General features: G+C 74.2%; 16 protein-coding genes. 7 read left to right on the forward strand and 9 right to left on the reverse strand.

Annotated features, from left to right (window positions below):
- Positions 1-40: 40 nt before the first annotated feature.
- The 4 genes from OO52_RS32695 to lnt form a co-directional block, all read right to left on the reverse strand.
- Entirely contained in the window at positions 41-1,960 is a 1,920-nt protein-coding gene (locus OO52_RS32695) for a helix-turn-helix domain-containing protein (RefSeq protein WP_030651889.1), read from the reverse strand.
- 76 nt (positions 1,961-2,036) lie between these two features.
- Positions 2,037-2,858 (reverse strand): 3-hydroxybutyrate dehydrogenase, encoded by an 822-nt coding sequence (locus OO52_RS32700; RefSeq protein ID WP_030651893.1) that lies wholly within the window; start codon positions 2,856-2,858, stop codon positions 2,037-2,039.
- A 54-nt stretch (positions 2,859-2,912) separates the two neighbouring features.
- A complete protein-coding gene (locus OO52_RS32705; RefSeq protein WP_030651900.1) occupies positions 2,913-3,392 on the reverse strand; it encodes an NUDIX hydrolase in 480 nt (159 codons plus the stop codon).
- Between the two features lie 101 nt (positions 3,393-3,493).
- Positions 3,494-5,104: an apolipoprotein N-acyltransferase gene (gene lnt / locus OO52_RS32710; protein ID WP_030651903.1), complete on the reverse strand. Its 1,611-nt coding sequence runs from the start codon at positions 5,102-5,104 to the stop codon at positions 3,494-3,496.
- Positions 5,105-5,451: 347 nt separating this feature from the next.
- Between lnt and OO52_RS32715 the strand changes: the two genes are divergently transcribed.
- Positions 5,452-6,423 (forward strand): hypothetical protein, encoded by a 972-nt coding sequence (locus OO52_RS32715; protein ID WP_030651905.1) that lies wholly within the window; start codon positions 5,452-5,454, stop codon positions 6,421-6,423.
- Positions 6,424-6,483: 60 nt separating this feature from the next.
- Here OO52_RS32715 and OO52_RS32720 read toward each other — a convergent pair whose 3' ends face one another.
- Both OO52_RS32720 and OO52_RS32725 read right to left on the reverse strand, forming a co-directional pair.
- The gene (locus OO52_RS32720; RefSeq protein WP_030651907.1) at positions 6,484-7,029 is read right to left on the reverse strand and encodes a hypothetical protein; all 546 of its coding nucleotides are present in this window, start codon (positions 7,027-7,029) and stop codon (positions 6,484-6,486) included.
- Between the two features lie 105 nt (positions 7,030-7,134).
- Positions 7,135-7,920: a glutamate racemase gene (locus OO52_RS32725; protein WP_030651911.1), complete on the reverse strand. Its 786-nt coding sequence runs from the start codon at positions 7,918-7,920 to the stop codon at positions 7,135-7,137.
- Positions 7,921-7,959: 39 nt separating this feature from the next.
- Here OO52_RS32725 and OO52_RS32730 point away from each other — a divergent pair, with 39 nt between their 5' ends.
- Complete coding sequence (locus OO52_RS32730) at positions 7,960-9,153, forward strand: glycosyltransferase (protein ID WP_106972100.1); 1,194 nt, start codon at positions 7,960-7,962, stop codon at positions 9,151-9,153.
- 6 nt (positions 9,154-9,159) lie between these two features.
- Here the strand turns inward: OO52_RS32730 and OO52_RS32735 are convergent, their stop codons facing one another.
- Positions 9,160-10,410, reverse strand: a complete 1,251-nt coding sequence (locus OO52_RS32735; protein WP_037630146.1) for a TerD family protein — start codon at positions 10,408-10,410, stop codon at positions 9,160-9,162.
- 273 nt (positions 10,411-10,683) lie between these two features.
- On the opposite strand from OO52_RS32735, the gene OO52_RS32740 reads away from it, so the two are divergent.
- The 4 genes from OO52_RS32740 (at position 10,684) to OO52_RS32755 (ending at position 15,469) form a co-directional block, all read left to right on the forward strand.
- Positions 10,684-11,121 (forward strand): DUF6643 family protein, encoded by a 438-nt coding sequence (locus tag OO52_RS32740; protein ID WP_030651918.1) that lies wholly within the window; start codon positions 10,684-10,686, stop codon positions 11,119-11,121.
- Between the two features lie 45 nt (positions 11,122-11,166).
- Positions 11,167-11,991: an MOSC domain-containing protein gene (locus OO52_RS32745; protein ID WP_030651921.1), complete on the forward strand. Its 825-nt coding sequence runs from the start codon at positions 11,167-11,169 to the stop codon at positions 11,989-11,991.
- Between the two features lie 203 nt (positions 11,992-12,194).
- Complete coding sequence (locus OO52_RS32750; protein WP_030651922.1) at positions 12,195-12,800, forward strand: Rv1733c family protein; 606 nt, start codon at positions 12,195-12,197, stop codon at positions 12,798-12,800.
- 230 nt (positions 12,801-13,030) lie between these two features.
- Entirely contained in the window at positions 13,031-15,469 is a 2,439-nt protein-coding gene (locus OO52_RS32755) for a right-handed parallel beta-helix repeat-containing protein (RefSeq protein ID WP_030651924.1), read from the forward strand.
- Between the two features lie 13 nt (positions 15,470-15,482).
- Here the strand turns inward: OO52_RS32755 and OO52_RS53130 are convergent, their stop codons facing one another.
- Positions 15,483-15,971 carry a DUF2974 domain-containing protein gene (locus tag OO52_RS53130; protein ID WP_234339896.1) on the reverse strand — a complete coding sequence of 163 codons (489 nt, stop codon included), beginning with the start codon at positions 15,969-15,971 and terminating at the stop codon, positions 15,483-15,485.
- A gap of 8 nt (positions 15,972-15,979) precedes the next feature.
- Complete coding sequence (locus OO52_RS53135; RefSeq protein ID WP_420711452.1) at positions 15,980-18,400, reverse strand: hypothetical protein; 2,421 nt, start codon at positions 18,398-18,400, stop codon at positions 15,980-15,982.
- A gap of 261 nt (positions 18,401-18,661) precedes the next feature.
- Here OO52_RS53135 and OO52_RS32770 point away from each other — a divergent pair, with 261 nt between their 5' ends.
- On the forward strand, positions 18,662-19,495 hold the full coding sequence (locus OO52_RS32770; protein WP_030651926.1) for a DeoR/GlpR family DNA-binding transcription regulator: 834 nt from the start codon (positions 18,662-18,664) through the stop codon (positions 19,493-19,495).
- The last annotated feature ends 35 nt before the right edge of the window (positions 19,496-19,530 follow it).

Genomic DNA, 19,530 nt, shown 5'->3' on the forward strand with positions numbered 1-19,530 from the left:
ACCGTACCGACGTACTGACCGGCCCCCGCGCGGGGGCCGGTCAGTGCCGTCCAGGGGTCGCCAGCCGGTGCAGGCGCAGGGCCAGTTGGATCTCCAGGGCCCGGGCGGGCGTCTGCCAGTCCTCGCCCAGCAGGCGGCCCACGCGCTCCAGCCGCTGCGCCACCGTGTTCACATGGACGTGCAGCGCGTCCTTGGTGCGTGCCGGGCTCATCCCGCCCTCGAAGTAGGCGTCCAGGGTCCGCAGCAGTTCCGTGCCGCGCCGCTCGTCGTACGACACCACCGGGCCGATGGTCCGCTCGACGAACCCGGCGATGTCCCGTTCGCCCGCGAGGAGCAGGCCGAGGAAGCCGAAGTCCTCGGCCGCCGCGCCGTCCCCGGCCCGGCCCAGCAGGTGCAGCGCGTCCAGGCAGCGGCGGCCCTCGGCATAGGCGGCGGCCACGGTCTCGGGGTTCCCGGCGAGGTCGGTGACGGGTGCGGAGGCACCGACCGTGACCGGCTGGTGGACGGCCGTGCCCAGATGGCGGGCGGTGCGGCGGGCCACGTCCGTGGCGGTGTCGCCGGCGCCGAGCGGCAGCAGCAGGACCGTGCCGCCGTCGCGGGCCGCGGCCAGGCCGTGCCGGGTGGCCGCGAGGTGGGACGCGGCGGACCAGAGCCGGCGGCGGGCCGCGGCCTCCTCGTCGGCGTCGGCCGCCGGGCCGTCGAGGCGGGCGGCGAGGACGACGTGGGTGGCGTCCAGGTCGGCCTGGAGGCGGCTGGCGCGCTCGCGCAGCAGGCGTGGGTCCCGGTCGCGCGCGTCCAGCAGATCGTCCAGCAGTTCGCCGCGCACGCGCTGTTCGGCATCGGCGGCGGAGCGGCGGGCGAGCAGCAGCAGGGAGGTGACCATCGCCGCGCGCTCCAGGGTGCGCTGGTCGACGGGGTCGAGGCCGGGGTGGCCGCGCAGGACCAGCGCGCCGAGGAGCTCGCCGCCGGCGGCCACCGCGGCGATCCAGTCGCTGCCGTGCCGCACCGCGTGCCCCTCGGCGCGGGAGGCCTCCAGCGCCTCGGCCGGTGCCGCCGTGGCCTCGGTGAACTCGACGGTTCCGGCCAGGACCTGGGAGACGGCTGCGGCCACGTCGTGGACTCCGCCGCCGCGCAGGACGAGTTCGGCGAGCCGGTCGTGGACGTCGGACGCGCGCTCGATGACGGCGCTGCGGTCACGGATGATCTCGTTGGCGTGCTCCAGGCCGGCCAGGGCGGCGCGGGTCTCGGTGAGCAGGTTGGCGGTGTCGATGGCCGCCGCGGCGAGCGCCGCGAAGGAGCCGAGCAGGGCGATCTGCTCGCGTTCGAAGACCCTCGCGCGCCGGTCCGCCGCGAACAGGACGCCGATCACGTGCGGGCCGAGCATCAGGGGGACGCCGAGGATGGCGACCAGGCCCTCGTCGCGGACGCCGGCGTCGATGGTGAGGGTGTGCTGGAAGCGGCCGTCCTGGAAGTAGTCGTCGGTGACGTAGGGCCGCGCGGTCTGGGCGACGAGTCCGCCGAGCCCCTCTCCCATGCCGAGGCGAAGCTGCTGGAAGCGGGCGGAGACGGAGCCCTCCGTGACCCGCATGTAGGTGTCGCCGCGGGCCGGGTCGTTGAGGCTGAGGTAGGCGACGTCCGTGCCGAGCAGGGAACGGGCGCGCTGCACGATCGCCTGCAGGACGGCGTCCAGATCACGCAGTCCGGCGAGGTCGTGCGCGGTCTCGAAGAGCGCCGACAGCTCCGCCTCGCGCCGTCGGCGGCCCTCCAGCTCCGCGCGGACGCGCAGGGCGAGCAGCCTGGCCTCTTCCAGGGCGGCGATGCGGTCGGCCGGCTCGCCCTCGGCTCGGGCGCGCAGCACGGGCTGCTCGTAGGCCTCGGCGGAGGCGTCGCGGGCCAGCAGGTCGAGGTACGGGGCCTCGGCGCTGCCGCTGGGTGCCGACTGCAGGTGATCGCGGGACATGGTCACAGGATTCCGTATGGGCCACGCGGCCCGGCAGCCCTGTGGAAAACTCCCGGAGCCGGTGCCGCCGGGCCGGTCAGTGGGCCGTCCACCCGCCGTCCAGGACGAGTGAGGTGCCGGTGACGAAGGACGCCTGCGGGCTGCACAGGTAGGCGACGGCCTCGGCGACCTCCTCGGGTTCGATGAGCCGCCGTACGGCGCTGTCCTTCAGCAGGACCTCGGAGAGCACGCGGTCCTCGGGGATGCCGTGCGCCTGCGCCTGGTCAGCGATCTGCTTCTCGACCAGTGGGGTGCGCACATAGGCGGGGTTCACACAGTTCGAGGTCACCCCATGGGCGGCGCCTTCCAGGGCGGCCGTCTTGGACAGGCCTTCGAGGCCATGTTTGGCGGACACATAGGCGGACTTGAAGGCCGAGGCACGCAGACCATGCACGGAGGACACATTCACGATCCGGCCCCAGCCTTGCGCGTACATGTGCGGGAGGGCGCCTCGAATGAGACGGAAGGGTGCCTCCAGCATCACGGTGAGGACCGTGTGGAACACCTCGGGCGGGAACTCCTCGATGGGCCGCACGAGTTGCAGCCCGGCGTTGTTGACCAGCACATCGGTGCCCGCGGCGGCGCGTTCGGCGGCGTCCAGGTCGGTGAGGTCCACGACCACGGGTACGACGGTGCCCGCGAGGTCGCCGGTCCGCTCCGCCTGCTGGGCCAGCTCGGTCAGGCCGGCCGCGTCCCGGTCGACGGCGCGCACCTCGGCCCCGGCGGCGGCGAGCCGCAGCGCGCAGGCGCGGCCGATGCCGCTGGCGGCACCGGTGACGAGGGCGGTGCGGCCGCCGAGGTCGAGGCTGAGGGGCTGGGATCGGGGGCCGGGACCCGGCAGGGGGGTGGGCGAGGTCATGTGCCGACCCTAAGCGGAGCCCCACGGTCACCACATGTGGTGACCACCCATACTTCAGTCGGCGGTCATAGGGTCAAACCATGTGGGTGCATCCGACATGGCTTGCTTGATCCGGAAGAGCCCGAACTCATGCAGTTCGGGCAGCGCGTCGACCGCGAACCAGCCGACCTCCAGCGACTCGTCGTCGTTGACCCGGGCCTCGCCGCCCACGGCCCGGCAGCGGATGGTGATGTCCATGTACTGGCACGTGTCGCCATTGGGATAGGTCACCGGTTCCAGCGCCTGGACCAGGACGACCCGCTCGGCGACGCAGTGCACGGCCGTCTCCTCGAAGACCTCCCGCACCGCACAGGCCGCGGGCTGCTCGCCCGGCTCCGGGATGCCGCCGATCACCGACCACTTGCGCGTGTCGGTCCGCCGGCCGAGCAGCACTCTGCCCTCGTCGTCGAAGACGATCGCGGTGACTCCGGGGAGCCACAGCAGCTGCTGACCGGCGGTGGCCCTGAGCGTGCGGATGAATTCGGGAGTAGCCATGATCCCGACCCTAACGGGCCGGCGCGCCACGTCAGGGCCGGTTCCGGGCTCGTATGACGGTCATACGGCCGTCGTACGACATGCGTACGGCACGCGTACGGTTACGCGTCACCGGCGCGCCGGGCGCGCAGTCCGGACCCGATCGCCCAGCCGATCCCGCCCGCCGCGACCAGCACCAGGGCGATCTCCGGGAGGATGCCCAGCTCGGTGGCGGGGGTCGTGGACGTGCGCAGCGGCACCTTCTGGACGAGATAGGCGGGCACGAACATGCCGGTCTTCTGGGTGATCCGCCCGTCCGGCATGATGACCGCGCTGACCCCGCTGGTCACCGGCACGGTCACGGTGCGGCTGTGCTCGACGGCGCGGATCCGGGACATGGCGAGCTGCTGGTAGGTCATCTCGCTGCGGTCGAAGGTGGCGTTGTTGCTCGGCACGGAGATCATCTCCGCGCCGTGCGTCACCGTGTCCCGCACGTCCCAGTCGAAGGCGGCCTCGTAGCAGGTGGCGAGGCCCACCTTGACGCCGTCGATGTCGAACACACCCGGCTTGACGCCCCGGCTGAAGTCCTGGTGGACCATCTCGGTCCAGCTCTTGTTGATCGCGCCGACCAGCGAGCGCAGCGGGAGGTACTCGCCGAAGGGCTGGATCTGCCGCTTGTCGTAGGTCTGCGTCGGTCCCTTGACCGGGTCCCACAGGATCTGCTCGTTGAGCAGCTTGCCGTCCCGCTCGACCACGCTGCCGACGGAGACGGGCACGCCGATGTCCTTGGCCGCCTGCTCGATGACGGCGGCGGCGTCCGGGTACTCGAAGGGGTCGATGTCGGAGGAGTTCTCCGGCCACAGGACGTAGTCCGGCTTGGCGACCTTCCCGGCCCTGACGTCGGCGGCGAGCTTGTGCGTCTCGCGCGCGTGGTAGTCGAGCACGGCCCGCCGCTGGGCGTTGAACTCCAGCCCGGCGCGCGGCACGTTGCCCTGGATGAGCGCCACGGTCGCGGTGCCGTCCTCCGCGGCGTCGCTCACCAGCGCGCGGGCGGCGAACGCGCCCACCACCGGTACGGCCACGCTGAGCAGCGCGGCGGTCGCGGCGGCGCGCCGCACGACCCGGTTCCGGCGCCGCTCGGCGATCAGCCGGCCGGCCTCGTACAGGCCGAAGCCGCACAGGACGACCGCGAAGCCGAGCACGGGGGTGCCGCCCACCGCGGCGAGCGGCAGGAAGACCCCGTCCGCCTGGCCGAACGCGACCTTGCCCCAGGGGAAGCCCTGGAACGGCACGCGCGCGCGTGCCGCCTCGCCCGCCGTCCACACGGCCGCGGCCCACACCGGCCAGGCGGGCAGCCTGGAGACGGCGGCGACGCCCGCACCGACCAGCGCGACGAAGACCGCCTCGATGGCGACGAGCGCCAGCCACGGAAGGGGGCCGACCTCCACGCTGGTCCACACCAGCAGCGGCAGCAGGAAGCCCAGCCCGAAGAGGTAGCCGAGGCCCAGGGCGGCCTTCCAGCTCCGGCCGCGCAGCACCCAGCCGAAACCGGCGAAGGCGGGCAGGGCCAGCCACCACAGGGGGCGTGGCGGGAAGCTGACGTAGAGCAGCACTCCGCAGAGCGCGGAGGCGGCGGCCGGGACCAGGCGCAGCAGCCGGCCGCCGCGCGCGCCGGGGGCGAGGCGCGGTCGGAGCTGGTCCGGCTGGTCCACGGAAGTTGCGGTGACGGTCACCCGGGTGAGTGTACGGCGGGTGGCGTCACGGCCGACAGCGCGGTCGGGGGCCGGTACACCGGCGTTCGCCGCTGGTGGGCGGCCTGTTCCGGCGGTGCTCGGCGGTCCTTGTCACGCGCCGGAATCACGGTGTTGCTCCGCGCCTCGTCCCCAAACCGGTCATGAGCCGTTACGGTGTGCCCAGCTTCGGCGGCGCGGCCGGACCCGGCGCGCGGTCGTGGCCTGCCACAGGTCGGGGGACCGGGTACGAGGGGCGACGGGTGGGGTCGACGGGGACGGGGTCCGCGACCGGTGCGTACGGTGCGGATGCCCACAGCACGCGAAGAAACGTTTCCGACGGGACGGGCATGATCCTGTTGGGGGCCTGTGCCGGGTGGTCGCTGATCACCGCGGCGGCCCATGACGGACGGCCCGAGGGCATGCTGCTCGCGGTGCTCGCCGTGGCCGCCGGGTATGCCGCGGGCCGGGTCTCCGGTGCGCTGTTGCCGGTGGCCGCGCCCTGCGCCGGTGCCGTGGCGGGACTCGCCCTGGCCGTGACGCTGCCCGAATTCTCCCCCGCTCCCTGGTACGCCGCCCCGCTCGGGCACGCCGGTGCCACGGCCGCCCTGCTGGCGCTGGCCACCGGGGCCGCGTGCTGTGCCGCCTGGGCGACGGCCGTGCCGGCCCTCCGACTGGCGCTGCGGGCGCTGGCCTGCGCCGTCGTGGCGGCCGGGGCGGTGCTGGGATCGACGGCGGGCTGTGTGGCCAGCGCGGCGGTCCTGCTGTGCTCACTCGCCGCCGGCTCGGCGCGCAGCCGGGGCGCGTGGCTCGTGGGGACGGCCATGGCGGCGGGCCTGGTGGCGGCGGCGATCTGGGCGGTCGCCGGGGACGCGCTGCCCGGCGGCCTCGACGGGGCGCTCGAAAGCCGGTTCAGCGCGCACCGGATCGGGTTGTGGCGGGACGCCCTGTGGCTGGCGGACCGCAACAGCGGTCTGGGGATCGGCCCCGGCCGGTTCGGTGACCTGACGCCGGGGGCACCGCGGACCCTGCTGTCCGACGGCAAACCGCACTCGGCTCCCCTGCAACAGGCGGCCGAACAGGGTCTCGTCGGGGTGTTCCTGCTGCTCGCCGTGTTCTGCTGGGTCCTCCACGCGCTGTGGCGCGCCCCGCGCCCGACCCCTGTGGCCCTCACCGCGGGCGCGGCCCTGACGGCGCTGGCCGTCCTCGCCACGGTGAGCAACGCCCTCAGCTTCACGACGGTGACGTCCGGCGCGGCCCTCCTGGCCGGCTGGGCCACGGCCCGCCCGTGGGCGGGCGAGACGGCGACGCCGAGACCTTGAGCGGGACTCTGTGGGCGCTATGGGCACGAACTCCTGGCGCGGGCGTCCCGGCGTAACGGGTCAGGCCGCCGTACCCGGCTTGATCGTGCGCAGGCGGTCCCGGATGACCCGCACCGCCGATTCCGCGTTGTCCACGGTGATCGTGAACGTGTGGCCGTCCCACAGGCGCAGCACGATGCCCTCGCCACGGCGTACGACGACCGCGGTGCCCTTCTCGGGGCGCCAGCGGTAACCCCAACCACCCCAGTGCCGGGGGGTGACGAGAGCGGTGAAGTCGGCGCCGGCCACCTGGGAGAGCGGGATGCGGCGGCGCGGCAGGCCCATGTGCCCGCAGCGCACTTCGACGCACTCCTTGTCGAGCTTGAGGTCGACGTGCACGAAGGCGAGCGTGCCGAACAGGACCAGCAGGCCGGCCGCGATGCAGCCCACGACCGACATCACGAGCGGGGCGATGCCGGAGCCCCAGGCCGAGTCGACGGCCAGCTCGATGCCGAGCGCCATGCAGGCGGCGCCGACCAGTGCCAGCAGCCACTGGACCCGGTTGGTGGCGCGTCCCGTCCAGACGTCCGGGCGCGGGGTGTCGTCGGCGTCGGGGTGGTCCCTCATGTGTACGAGGTTACTCAGGTTTCGCAGCGCGGGTAGGGCGTGGCACAGGGTGACTGGCCCGGCCGGGGCACGGCGGACCGCACCGCCGGGCCGGTTCCGCGCCGTTCAGCGGACGGGGCTGACGGCCTGGAGGAAGCGGCCTTCCGCGTAGGACAGCGCCGTCTCCGGGAGGGGCGCCTGGCGACCGCTCAGCAGCACCGTGAGCGTGGTGTCGGCGGTGCCGGCCGGAACCGACTCCGCTCCGATCCGGCGCAGGGCCTGGGCGGCCACGGCCCCGGCGGTGCCGTGCAGGATGAGCGGCGGGCGGCCGGGCTGCTGGACGGCCGCCCTGATGCGCTCGGCGACCAGCTCGTAGTTGGTGCAGCCGAGGACGAGCGTGGTGACGTCGTCGGGGGTGCGGGCGGCGGCCGAGGCGATGGCGGCGTCGATCGCCGCCGCGTCCGCGTGGTGCACGGCGTCCGCGAGGCCGGGGCAGGCCACCTCGGTCACGGCCACCCCCGCGGCGAACTCCTCGATCAGGCCGCGCTGGTAGGCGCTTCCCGTGGTGGCCGGGGTCGCCCAGATCGCGACGGGCCCGCCGCCCGCGGCGGCCGGCTTGATCGCCGGTACGGTACCGATGATCGGCAGGTCCGGCTCGAAGCGGGCCCGCATCGCCGGCAGGGAGTGCACCGACGCCGTGTTGCAGGCGACGATCAGGACATCGGGCTCGTGTGCGGCGGCGGCGTCGGCGACGGCGATGGCCCGCTCCGTGATGTCCTCCGGGGTGCGCGGTCCCCAGGGCATGCCGTCCGGGTCCCACGACAGCACGAGGTCCGCGTCGGGTCGCAGTCGACGTACCGCGGCGGCGGCGGGCAGCAGGCCGATTCCGGAGTCCATGAGCGCGATCTTCACCCGGCCACGATAGACGATGCGTCCTTCTGAGCCGGTCGGGTGGGGCAGACTGCGGCCGTGAGCGCCTTCCTCTGGATCACCGTCGTATCACTGGCCGCCTGGTGCTGGCTGCTGCTGGGCCAGGGCTTCTTCTGGCGCACGGACGTCCGGCTGCCGCGGCGCCGGGACCCGGACGTGTGGCCGTCGGTCTGTGTGGTCGTACCGGCCCGCGACGAGGCCGCCGTGCTGCCCGACAGCCTGCCGTCGCTGCTGGCGCAGGACTACCCGGGGCGGGCGGAGGTCTTCCTGGTGGACGACGGCAGTACGGACGGCACCGGGGACCTGGCCCGCGAGCTGTCCCGGCGGCACGGCGGGCTGCCGCTCACGGTGGGATCGCCCGGGGAGCCACCGGCGGGCTGGACGGGCAAGCTGTGGGCGGTGCGGTACGGCATCGGGCTGGCAGGCGCGCGTGACCCCGAATACCTGCTGCTGACGGACGCCGACATCGCGCACGCGCCGGACAGCCTGCGCGAGCTGGTGGCGGCGGCCGACGCCGGCGGCTTCGACGTCGTGTCACAGATGGCGCGGCTGCGGGTGGCGAGCCTGTGGGAGCGGCTCGTGGTCCCGGCGTTCGTGTACTTCTTCGCGCAGTTGTACCCCTTCCGGTGGATCGGCCGGCCGGGCTCGCGCACCGCCGCGGCGGCGGGCGGCTGTGTCCTGCTGCGCGCGGACATGGCGGAGAAGGCGCGCATCCCCGAGGCCATCCGGCACGCCGTCATCGACGACGTGGCGCTCGCGCGCGCGGTGAAGGGCTCGGGCGGTCGCGTCTGGCTCGGGCTGGCCGACCGGGTGGACAGCGTGCGTCCCTATCCGCTGCTGCGCGACCTGTGGCGGATGGTCTCGCGCAGTGCCTACGCGCAGTTGCGGCACAGTCCGTTGCTGCTCCTCGGTACGGTCGCCGGGCTCGCGCTGGTGTACCTGGTGCCGCCGGCCGCCGTGGCCGTGGGCGCGGCCGGCGGAGCCGCGGAGGTGGCGCTCGTGGGGGCGGCGGCGTGGGCGGTGATGGCGGGGACGTACGTGCCGATGCTGCGCTACTACCGGCAGCCGCTGTGGCTCGCCCCGCTGCTGCCGTTCACCGCCTTCCTCTATCTGCTGATGACGGTCGACTCGGCCGTGCAGCACTACCGCGGGCGCGGGGCCGCGTGGAAGGGCCGCACCTACGCCCGCCCGGACGCCGTCGCGGACGAGGGCTGAGCCGGGTCACTTGCGGCCGGGCGTCCAGTTCATGCCCCAGCCGTAGGCGCGGTCTATGGTCCGCTGCGGGCTCGATCCGCGTTCCGGCACCAGATACCGCGCCTCGCGCTGGACGAGCAGGTCGTCGCCGGTGTTGGTGATCAGCGCGAGCGCGCACACCGGGGAGTCGACGGTGCACTCGTCCAGCGAGAAGTCGATGGGTGCGCCGTGCTGCGGCTGGAGGGTGACGGTGGCGTGCAGGTCGGCGAAGGAACGGGCGCCCTCGTAGATGGTGACGAAGACGAGGATGCGCCGGAAGTCCTGCTTGTGGTCGAGGTTGATGGTGAGGTTCTCGCCGGCCGTCACGGCTCCGGTGCGGTCGTCGCCGTCGAGGTGGATGTACGGCGGCCGGTGGAGCGAGCCGAAGGCGTTCCCGAGGGCCTGTACGACTCCCTTGCGGCCGTCGGTGAGTTCGTACAGCGCGCACAGGTCGAGGTCGATGTCGCCACCGCCGCCCCAGCGGCCCCAGCCCGTGGACTGTTTGCGCGTCTGCCAGTTGAGGTTCACCCGCATCGCGCCTGAGGTGCCGCCCTGCTTGGCCAGCGAGACCGAGGGGGCCGCCTTGGTGAGAGTGACCTTGGAGAGGCGCACGGGCTGGGCCGGGGGCGGCGGGGCGGGGGCCGTGGCGGGGCGGGGCGGGGTGGTGACCGGGGCCGGCGCGGCGGGCGGTGCGGTGTGCTGCGGTTCGTCGACGGTGATGCCGAAGTCCGTTGCCAGGCCTTCGAGTCCGCTGCTGTAACCCTGGCCGACGGCACGGAACTTCCAGCCGCCCTGGCGGCGGTAGAACTCGCCGAGGACGAAGGCCGTCTCGACGGTCGCGCCGGGGCTGTCGAAGCGGGCGACCACCTGGCCGGAGGCGGCGTCGGTCACCTCGATGCAGAGGTCCGGGACCTGCCCGAAGGTTCCGCCGTCGGCGGAGGCGGCGAGGACGATCCGTTCGACGGCGCCCTCCACGCGCGCGAGGTCGGCCCACAGGGTGTCGGTGACCCGTCCGCCGGCCGTCCGCTTGCCCTCGTGACGTACCGCGCCGGAGGAGTGCGCGGGCTGGTTGTAGAAGACGAAGTCCCCGTCGGAGCGCACCTTTCCGGCGGTGAGCAGCAGCGCCGAGGCGTCGGCGTCCGGGATCCCCGGGCCGGAGCGCCAGCCCACTTCGACGCGCAGCGCCGTGGTAGGCACCGGTGTGTTGGATCCTTTCGGCATTGACATGTCCGCCCCCATCACGCGTCGGCTTCCGGGTCTCGCCCGTCCGTGTCATCCCTACCCGCACAACCTATTCCCGGGTACGTCGCACGCCCATGAGCGGCGCGGGAAGATCACCGGTCAACCGCCGGTAACCCGGGACGAACTCGGCTTTTACATGATCCAAACATGGATCGGCGTCCCTTTTTGCCAAGTTCGCTCGTATTGGGGATCCCAGGCTCCTACCGACACGGAAAACAACCCTCTTATCGGTCTCCCCAACCAGCACATCGTGGGCTTAACTTATGTGCCATGACCTCCCCCCGCTCCACTTATGGTGGCGGCTACTACTCCGCCTCCTTCCCGGACACCCCGATCTACGACTCGCTCGTCGCCGAGCGAGGCACCCCGCAGATCGCCCCGATCCGGGTCCCCGCCGCCTACGACACGGGCAGCAGCCTGCCCGCTCTGCCGTCGGCCCTCCCCGCCCTCCCGGCGGCCCCGGCCCAGCAGCAGCCCCCCGCCTACGGCTACCCGCAGCAGCAGCCCGCACCGCTGCAGCAGGCGCCCACGGCCTACATCCCGCAGCAGGCGAGCGCCCCGCGCGGCTACCCCGGTCCCCAGGCCCCGCAGCAGCAGCGGCCGATGGCTCAGGGCAACGGGTACGAGGCCATGCGCCCGGCCGCGCCGCGGCCCGCGCCGGCTCCCTACCAGGACCCGTACAACAACCAGCAGTACCGCGGTTACTGACCGCTGGCGCCCCGGCCGCCGGTGCCGCCTGGCACGATGGACGGCATGGAATACGCCGAAGTGGAGTCGATCCACGTCCACCCGGTCAAGGCGTTCCGGGGCGTCTCGCCCCGGGAGGCCGTCGTGGAGCCCTGGGGCCTGGCCGGTGACCGGCGCTGGACGCTGATCGACCACGGGGGAAAGGTCGTCACGCAGCGCGAGCAGCCGCGTCTCGCCCTGGCCGCCGCCGAGCCTCTGGCCGGCGGCGGCCTTCGCCTGTCCGCGCCCGGTCGGCCCCCGCTGACCGTGGAGGTGCCGGAACCGACGGCGACCGTGCCGATGAACGTGTTCGGCACCAAGGTGGAGGGAGTCCCGGCCGACCCGGCCGCGCACGCCTGGTGCAGCGCCTACCTGGGACACGAGGTCCGTCTGGTCCACATGGACGACCCGGCCACCCGTCGCCCGGTCGACCCCGAGTACGCGCTGCCCGGCGAGATGGTCAGCTTCGCCGACGGCTACCCCCTGCTGGTCACCACGGTGGCCTCGCTGGACGCCCTCAACTCCCTCATAGCGCAGGGGCCGGACGCCCACGAGGGCCCGCTGCCCATGAACCGGTTCCGGCCGAACGTCGTCGTCGCGGGCACCGAGCCGTGGGCCGAGGACCACTGGACGCGGATCGCCGTCGGCGAGGTGGTCTTCCGGGCCCCGAAGCCGAGCGGACGGTGTGTGGTGACCACCACCGACCAGGCCACGGCCGTACGCGGCCGGGAACCGCTGCGCACCCTGGCGCGTCACCGCAGGATCGACGGCAGGCTGCTGTTCGGTCAGAACCTGGTGCCCCTCTCCCCCGGCACGATCAGGGTCGGCGACCCGGTGCGGGTGCTGGGGTAGGGACCGGCTCGCGCACGGCCGCCGGTGATGATCCGGCGGACCGGGAACCGGGGGGCGGGTGCCGGTCGTTGAGGGGGCGTGAGAAATTCGTGAGGGGCCGGGTGCGTCAGGTACCGCGGCGGACGTGAGGCGTTCTCACCCGGTCCGGTCCGGGGGCGAGCGCCGATGCCGGGGATCGTGACGGACCGGAAGGGGGTGGGGACATGCGAGCGCTCAGTGGGCTGTGGCGCTGGCGGCACAATCCGCTGTGCCGCCCGACCGACCTGGCCGAGGCATGGGTGGCCCTGGTGGCTCTGCTGCTCATCGCCGTGGCCGCGCCCGTGACCGGCTGCCTGGTCGGTGCCGCCGCCCAGGACTCGCTCCAGCGGTCCGTACGACAGCAGCAGCACACACGCCGTCTGGTCACGGCCACCGTGGTGCGGGACATCGGCGGGGCCCTCCCGGAGACCGACCCCGACGCCACCTCCGCGCGGGACACCGGCAGCCGTGTCCTCGCGGACTGGACCGCGCCGGACGGCACCCGGCAGCACGGCCCGGTCCTGGCGGACCTCAAGTCCCCGCACCGAGGAGACCACTTCCGGCTCTGGACCGACCCGCACGGCCGAATAGCGACCCGCCCACTGGACTCCGCCACGGCGACGACACACGCCGTGCTCGCCGGAGTCGGCGCGGCCCTGCTGACCGGGGCACTGGTCGAGGGCGGCCGCCGCCTGACCGTCTGGCGCCTGGTCCGCCGGCGGTACGCGCGCTGGGACCAGGCCTGGGACCGGGCGGGCCCGGACTGGGGCAAGGCGGGCACCGGCATCTGACGGCCTTCCTGCTCTGGTCAACCCGCCCTGCACGCACGCGCTACGGTGGACCGGCCGAAGCGCATTCGGCGACAACCCGCGGGTGAGCGAACCCCGGGGCGCACAGGTCTCCAGGGGCGCGGACGCGCTGACGGCCCGGGGGCCGAACACGGTCGCGGTCCGGGCACCGGCGGCAGCGCCCCGGCGGGCAGCGAGCCATCAGTACGACGAGGTGGGGGCACAGCAACGCCATGGCACAGGGCACGGTCCAGGTGACGCACACCGGTACTTCGCGGTGGCGGCGCCGCACGGGTGAGTACGCTTCGCTCGCCGCCGCCCTGGAGGCCGCCGCAGACGGCGACGTCCTCACCATCGCCCCCGGCACCTACCGGGAGAACCTCGTCGTCCAGCGGGCGGTGACACTCCGTGGGCCCGAGGGCTCACCCGGCTCGGTGCGGATCGCGCCGGTGGACGGGGTCCCGCTCACCGTGCGGGCCTCGGCCGTCGTGCAGGACCTGCACGTGGAGGGGCAGGACGCGGCGGCGCCCGCGCTGCTGGTCGAGGAGGGCACTCCTGAACTGCTGGACGTGCGGATCGTCACGCGGTCCGCCGCCGGTATCGAGGTGCGCGGCGGCGCCCGCCCGACCGTGCGCCGGTGCACCGTCGACAACCCGGCCGGCATCGGCATCGCCGTACTCGACGGCGGGGGCGGGGTGTTCGAGGAGTGCGAGGTCGTCGCGGCCGGGCAGGCGGGCGTCGCGGTGCGTGGCGGGGGCCATCCCCGGCTGGAGCGCTGCCGGGTGCACCACGCCTCCGGTACCGGGCTGACCGCGACCGGCGAGAACTCCTCGCTGGAGGCGGTGGGATGCGAGATCTACGAGGTGCGCGGCTCCGGGGTGCAGGTCACCCAGCGGGCCACCGCGCACCTGACCGACTGCGAGGTGCACCGCACCACCGCCGACGGCATCACCCTGGACACCGACGCGGTGCTCACGCTCGCCGACTGCCACCTCCACGACATCCCGGAGAACGCGGTCGACCTGCGCTCCCGCTCGGTGCTCACGCTGACCCGCACGACCGTCCGCCGGTTCGGGCGCAACGGCCTGTCGGTGTGGGACCCGGGGACCCGGGTGGACGCCAACCAGTGCGAGATCTTCGACAGCACCGGCGACTACCCGGCGGTGTGGGTGAGCGACGGGGCCACCGCGGTACTGGACTCCTGCCGGGTGCACGACGTGCCGGACGCGCTGTTCGTACTGGACCGCGGCTCCCGCGCGGACGTCGTGGACAGTGACCTGTCGCAGGTGCGCAACACGGCCGTGTCGGTGAGCGACGGGGCGACCGCACAGCTGGACGACTGCCGGATCAGGGAGGCGGCCACCGGTGCCTGGTTCCGCGACCACGGCAGCGGCGGCACGCTCAACAACTGCAGCCTGGACGGCACCCAGACCGGTGTGATCGTCACCAAGGGCGCCGACCCCACCATCGAGCGGTGCACGGTCGACTCCCCCGCGGAGGCCGGTTTCTACGTCTCCGCGGGCGGCCGGGGCAGCTTCCTGAACTGCCGGGTCACCGGCAGCGGCGGCTACGGCTTCCATGTGATCGACGGTTGCCGTACGACGCTGCGCAAGTGCCGTACCGAGCGGTGCGCGCGCGGCGGGTACGAGTTCGCCGACGGCGGCCCGGACGCGGGGTCCGGGACGGGACCGGTCGTGGAGGACTGCACCAGCGACGAGAGCGGCGGGGTCCGGGCGCCCTCGGTCCGGGAGGCGGCCGTGGAGACGGTGACGCAGTCCGCCGGCCTGCTGGGCGCGCTCCCCGGGCAGCGGGCGGCGGAGCAGGCGCCGCCCGTCGCCGTCGCGGAACCGGAGAAGCCGCAGCGCACGTCGAAGGACGTGCTCGGGGAACTCGACGCGCTGGTCGGCCTGGAGAGCGTCAAGCGCGAGGTGCGGGCGCTGACCGACATGATCGAGGTGGGCCGGCGCAGACAGCGGGCGGGACTGAAGGCGGCCTCGGTCAAGCGGCATCTGGTGTTCACCGGCTCCCCCGGCACCGGCAAGACGACGGTCGCCCGGCTCTACGGCGAGATCCTCGCCTCGCTGGACGTGCTGGAGAAGGGCCACCTGGTGGAGGTGTCCCGGGTCGACCTGGTCGGTGAGCACATCGGTTCCACGGCGATCCGCACCCAGGAGGCCTTCGAGCGGGCGCGCGGTGGTGTGCTGTTCATCGACGAGGCGTACGCGCTGTCCCCGGAGGACGCCGGGCGTGACTTCGGCAAGGAGGCCATCGACACGCTGGTCAAGCTGATGGAGGACCACCGGGACGCGGTGGTGGTGATCGTCGCCGGGTACACCGCGGAGATGGAGCGCTTCCTCTCCGTCAACCCGGGCGTGGCCTCCCGCTTCTCCCGCACCATCACCTTCGGCGACTACGGTCCCGAGGAGCTGCTGCGGATCGTGGAGCAGCAGGCCGACGAGCACGAGTACCGGCTGGCGCCGGGCGCGTCCGAGGCACTGCTGAAGTACTTCACGGCGATCCCGAAGGGCCCGGCGTTCGGCAACGGCCGCACCGCCCGGCAGACCTTCGAGGCGATGGTGGAACGGCACGCGAGCCGCGTCGCCCAGCTGCCCGACCCGACCACCGACGAGCTGACCCTGCTCTACGCGGAGGACCTGCCGGACCTGCCCTGAGCCGTCGAGTACGTCAGGCCTCGGCCCGCGGCCCCGGCTCCGGTCGCTGGCCCGGCACCTCCGGACGCAGTCGGGCCAGCAGGCGGGCGCGTTCGCGGGTGAAGGCGGGGTCCGACTGGTAGTCGGAGTGGCCGAGGATCGGGGCCGGCAGCGGGTGGTCCGGGGTGCGGCCGTAGACGAGGGGGTCCCGCAGGGGCTCGTGGTCCACGTCGGGGGCGGTGTCGTCGGGGACGCGCACGGGGCCGCCGATGGGGTCGGTGCGGCGGTACAGGTTGCGCCAGCAGTCGATGTCGTGGTGCAGGGCGGCCAGGGCCGGCGGGCCGAAATGGGCCGGGAACCAGCGGCCGTACAGGCGCTCCAGCGGGGAGCCGTAGGTGAGCAGGGCTACCCGCGCGCGTACGGACGGCGGGAGCTGCCAGGCCGCGGCGGCGGCGAGGACGCTGCCCTGGGAGTGGCCGGACAGCACCAGCCGGCCTCCGGTGCGCCGGGTCCAGGTGGCCATGCGCCAGGTCAGGTCCGGGACCGCGCGCTCGGCGTAGCAGGGCGGCGCGAACGGGTGGGCGGCGCGCGGCCAGAAGGTGCCGACGTCCCAGAGGATGCCGATGGTGCGCCGGGCCGAGGCGTCCTTGTGGCGCGCCTGCCCCAGGTCACGAACAGCAGGAAGCCGAGGCCGACGAGCCAGGAGCCCAGCGCCTGCGAGGTCTCGGCCACGGCCTGGAGGAGGTGGTGGGCGCGGTGGGCCGCCCCGTCGGGCGTCTTCCTCGTGGCCAGGGCTCCGGTCAGTGCCACGGAGCCCAGGACGAGGGTGGTGGCCGTGAGTACGGCGACGACGAGCGGCACCCGGTCGGTGAGGGTGGCCATGGCCCGGGCGTGGGCGATGGCGCGGGTGCGGGACGGGTCCTCGGGCTCGCCGGGGTGCTCGCGGCGGACCCGGTCGCGTTCGGCGCGGGCGAGCCGGGCGGTGTGCAGGGCGAGCCCGGCGGCCAGGAGCAGCAGGACCGCGAGGAGCGCCGGGATGACGGACGCCTGCCAGGTCAGCAGGACGGGCGGACCGGTGAGCAGGGCGCGGGTGCCGTCCAGCCAGTCGGCGACGCGCTGGGCGACCCCGCCGGAGATCACGCCGCCGAGCGCGCAGGCGAGCAGGGCGACGGCGGGACCGCCGAGGCCGCGCATTCCGGCGCGCGGGTCGGGGCGGCGCCGGTGCAGGTACCCGGCCACGGCGGCGAGGACGACGACGAGCAGGCCCTGGGCCAGCATGAGGGCGCCGAAGGAGAGGTCGCCGGGCAGCCGGCCGGTGGACCGCCAGCCGGGCCGGGACCAGCCGGCGTACACCAGCCCGAGCAGCAGCAGGGCGAGCGCGGCGAGCGGCAGGCGGCGGACGAGGTGCCGGTCGAGCCGCTGGTCGAGCCGCCACTCGCTGCGGCCCCGGCGGCAGACCACCGCGACCACCGCCGCCCCGCAGACGAACAGGGCCGCGGCCAGCAGCAGGCCGAGGACGTCCAGGACCGCGGGGCCGCCGGGCCGGTGGTCGAAGCGGGCCGCCGGGGCGGTGACGGCGGCGGCCACCGTGAGCAGGCCGGCCGCGGTGTGCGCCGCGCGCAGCCGGGCGACCAGGCGACGCCCGTACCAGAACCCGGGCCGGGCCAGCGCACTGCCGTGGACGGCGACGCCTGGGTCACCGCTGTCCGCCCCGGGTCCCCCGCAGACCGCGACGGGTCCGCCGCCGTCCGAGGCCGGTCCGCCACTCCGCGGCTCCCGCCCGCCCCCGGCCGGCTCCGGTCCCCCGCCGGCCGAGGCGGATCCGTCGCCATCGGCCTCCGGTCCACCACTCCCCGGGACCGCTCCACCGCTGGCCAAGGCGGGGCCACCACTCCCCGCGCCCCACCCGCCCCTGGCCGGCTCCAGTCCGCCGTCGGCAAGCTCCGGTCCGCCGCCGGCCGACCGAGGCCCCCCGCCGGCCGGCTCCAGTCCCCCGCCGGCCGAGGCGGATCCGCCACCTTCGGTCTCCGGTCCACCACTCCCCGGCTCCACTCCACCGCTGGCCAAGGCGGGTCCACCACTCCCCGCGCCCGACCCGCCCCTGGCCGACTCCGGTCCGCCGCCGGCCGACCGAGGTCCACCGCCGGCCGGCTCCAGTCCTCCCCTGGCCGGCCCTGGTCCGTCGCTCCCCGGCTCCGGTCCACCCTCGTCCAGGGCGGGTTCGCCGGCGGCCGGGCCCGAGTCGGGGGACAGCGGCCGGTGGGATTCGTAGGCGCGCCACGTGCGGTGGGAGAGGTACCAGAGCAGGGCGGTCAGCGTGGTCGGCAGTGCCGCCGCGAGGGCCAGCCGGCGGCCGGGGGCGCTCCACCAGCCGCCGGCGGCGGGGGACAGGAAGCCCAGCCAGGAGTGGCGGCGGACGCAGGCCTGGACGCCCGCGCACTGCCAGGCGACCAGGTCGAGGGCCACCTCGCAGGCGGCGGCCACCAGCAGCACGGTCAGGGTGAGGGCGGACAGGCGCACCAGGAGGCCGTAGAGCCGGACCACGCGCGGTCGGCCGGGTGCCGCGGGGCGCATCCAGTGGGCGAGGTTCACCACCATGAACGGCAGCAGCAACAGCCACAGAGCGCGGCTGCCGTCGCCGGAGGTGAGATTGCACCAGACGTACGCCTCCCGGACCGGTCCGCTCCGGGGCTGGCGCCCACGCTCTCCCTCCGCCTCTCCCCCGTCCGGGGCGGCCGCGGCGTCCTCGGCACGCCGGAAGACGGCGGCCGTGTCGTCGCCGGTGACCCGGACCGTGCGCGGGTCGCCGAGCATCTTCTCCGGTGTGGTCCCGCCGACCCCGTGCACCAGCAGTTCCAGCTCGGTCTCCGGTGGCTCCCCGGGCCGGCCGACGTACGGCACGGCAGGGCGCTGGTCCCGCTGCCCCGCCGGACGTTCCTGCGCGCGTTCCACTGTTCTCGCACTTCCCCCGTGACGCCCTGACGTCTGTGTCGTGCGCGCCTCAGGATCTCGGATCCGGCGGTCGCGTACACCTCTCGTCACGGAATCTCCCCGAACCGTGTGACGGCGGACGGGTCACGACGCGGTGGCGCAACCGGCGCCGACCCGTGAAAAGATGGGACGCCCGCGCACTGCCGGACAGATGGAACTTCCTGGTCGGAGCCGGTGCGCCGGGCGTGTCGGACGGATGGCGGCGAAAGGACCGGAGCGTACGTGAGCGAGAATCAGAACCTCCTCGCGGAGCAGCGCCGCGCCCTGATCCTGGACGAGGTCCGGCGCCGGGGCGGGGTGCGGGTCAACGAACTGACCCGCAAGCTCGGTGTCTCGGACATGACCGTGCGCCGCGATCTGGACGCGCTGGCCCGCCAGGGCGTGCTGGAGAAGGTGCACGGCGGCGCCGTGCCGGTGGTCGAGGCGAGCACGCACGAGCCGGGGTTCGAGGCGAAGTCGGGGCTGGAGCTGACCGCCAAGGAGGACATCGCGCGCGCCGCGGCCCGGCTGGTCAGCCCGGGGGCGGCGATCGCCCTGTCCGGCGGTACGACGACGTACGCGCTCGCGCAGCACCTGCTGGAGGTGCCCGACCTGACCGTGGTGACGAACTCGGTGCGGGTCGCGGACGTCTTCCACTCGGCACAGCGCACCTCGGGGCAGTGGCAGGGGGCGGCGACGGTGGTGCTGACCGGTGGGGTGCGCACCCCGTCGGACTCGCTGGTGGGGCCGGTGGCCGACCAGGCGATCGCCGCGCTCCATTTCGATCTGCTCTTCCTCGGGGTGCACGGCATATCGGTGGAGGCCGGCCTGTCCACGCCGAACCTCGCGGAGGCCGAGACCAACCGGCGGCTGGTGCATTCCGCGCGCCGGGTCGTGGTGGTCGCCGACCACACCAAGTGGGGTGTGGTGGGCCTGAGTTCGTTCGCCGCGCTGGAACAGGTGGACACGCTGGTGACCGACGCCGGACTGCCCGCCGAGGCGCGCGCGGAGATCTCCGAGCACCTGCGGGTGCTGGTGGCGGGCGAGTCCGGGGAAGAGGACGGCACAGACATCTGAGAGCCCGTCAGCTAAGGTGACGATACTCGGTCAAC

It is taken from the genome of Streptomyces flaveolus (assembly GCF_000716535.1).
Lineage (GTDB): Bacteria > Actinomycetota > Actinomycetes > Streptomycetales > Streptomycetaceae > Streptomyces > Streptomyces flaveolus_A.

What these genes read in the sequence shown, in the direction of transcription:
- OO52_RS32695 (WP_030651889.1), bottom strand. Translation starts at nt 1,960, where the DNA reads ATGTCCCGCGATCACCTGCAGTCGGCACCCAGCGGCAGCGCCGAGGCC.
- OO52_RS32700 (WP_030651893.1), bottom strand. Translation starts at nt 2,858, where the DNA reads ATGACCTCGCCCACCCCCCTGCCGGGTCCCGGCCCCCGATCCCAGCCC.
- OO52_RS32705 (WP_030651900.1), bottom strand. Translation starts at nt 3,392, where the DNA reads ATGGCTACTCCCGAATTCATCCGCACGCTCAGGGCCACCGCCGGTCAG.
- OO52_RS32715 (WP_030651905.1), top strand. Translation starts at nt 5,452, where the DNA reads ATGATCCTGTTGGGGGCCTGTGCCGGGTGGTCGCTGATCACCGCGGCG.
- OO52_RS32720 (WP_030651907.1), bottom strand. Translation starts at nt 7,029, where the DNA reads ATGAGGGACCACCCCGACGCCGACGACACCCCGCGCCCGGACGTCTGG.
- OO52_RS32735 (WP_037630146.1), bottom strand. Translation starts at nt 10,410, where the DNA reads ATGGGGGCGGACATGTCAATGCCGAAAGGATCCAACACACCGGTGCCT.
- OO52_RS32740 (WP_030651918.1), top strand. Translation starts at nt 10,684, where the DNA reads ATGACCTCCCCCCGCTCCACTTATGGTGGCGGCTACTACTCCGCCTCC.
- OO52_RS32745 (WP_030651921.1), top strand. Translation starts at nt 11,167, where the DNA reads ATGGAATACGCCGAAGTGGAGTCGATCCACGTCCACCCGGTCAAGGCG.
- OO52_RS32750 (WP_030651922.1), top strand. Translation starts at nt 12,195, where the DNA reads ATGCGAGCGCTCAGTGGGCTGTGGCGCTGGCGGCACAATCCGCTGTGC.
- OO52_RS32755 (WP_030651924.1), top strand. Translation starts at nt 13,031, where the DNA reads ATGGCACAGGGCACGGTCCAGGTGACGCACACCGGTACTTCGCGGTGG.
- OO52_RS53130 (WP_234339896.1), bottom strand. Translation starts at nt 15,971, where the DNA reads ATGGCCACCTGGACCCGGCGCACCGGAGGCCGGCTGGTGCTGTCCGGC.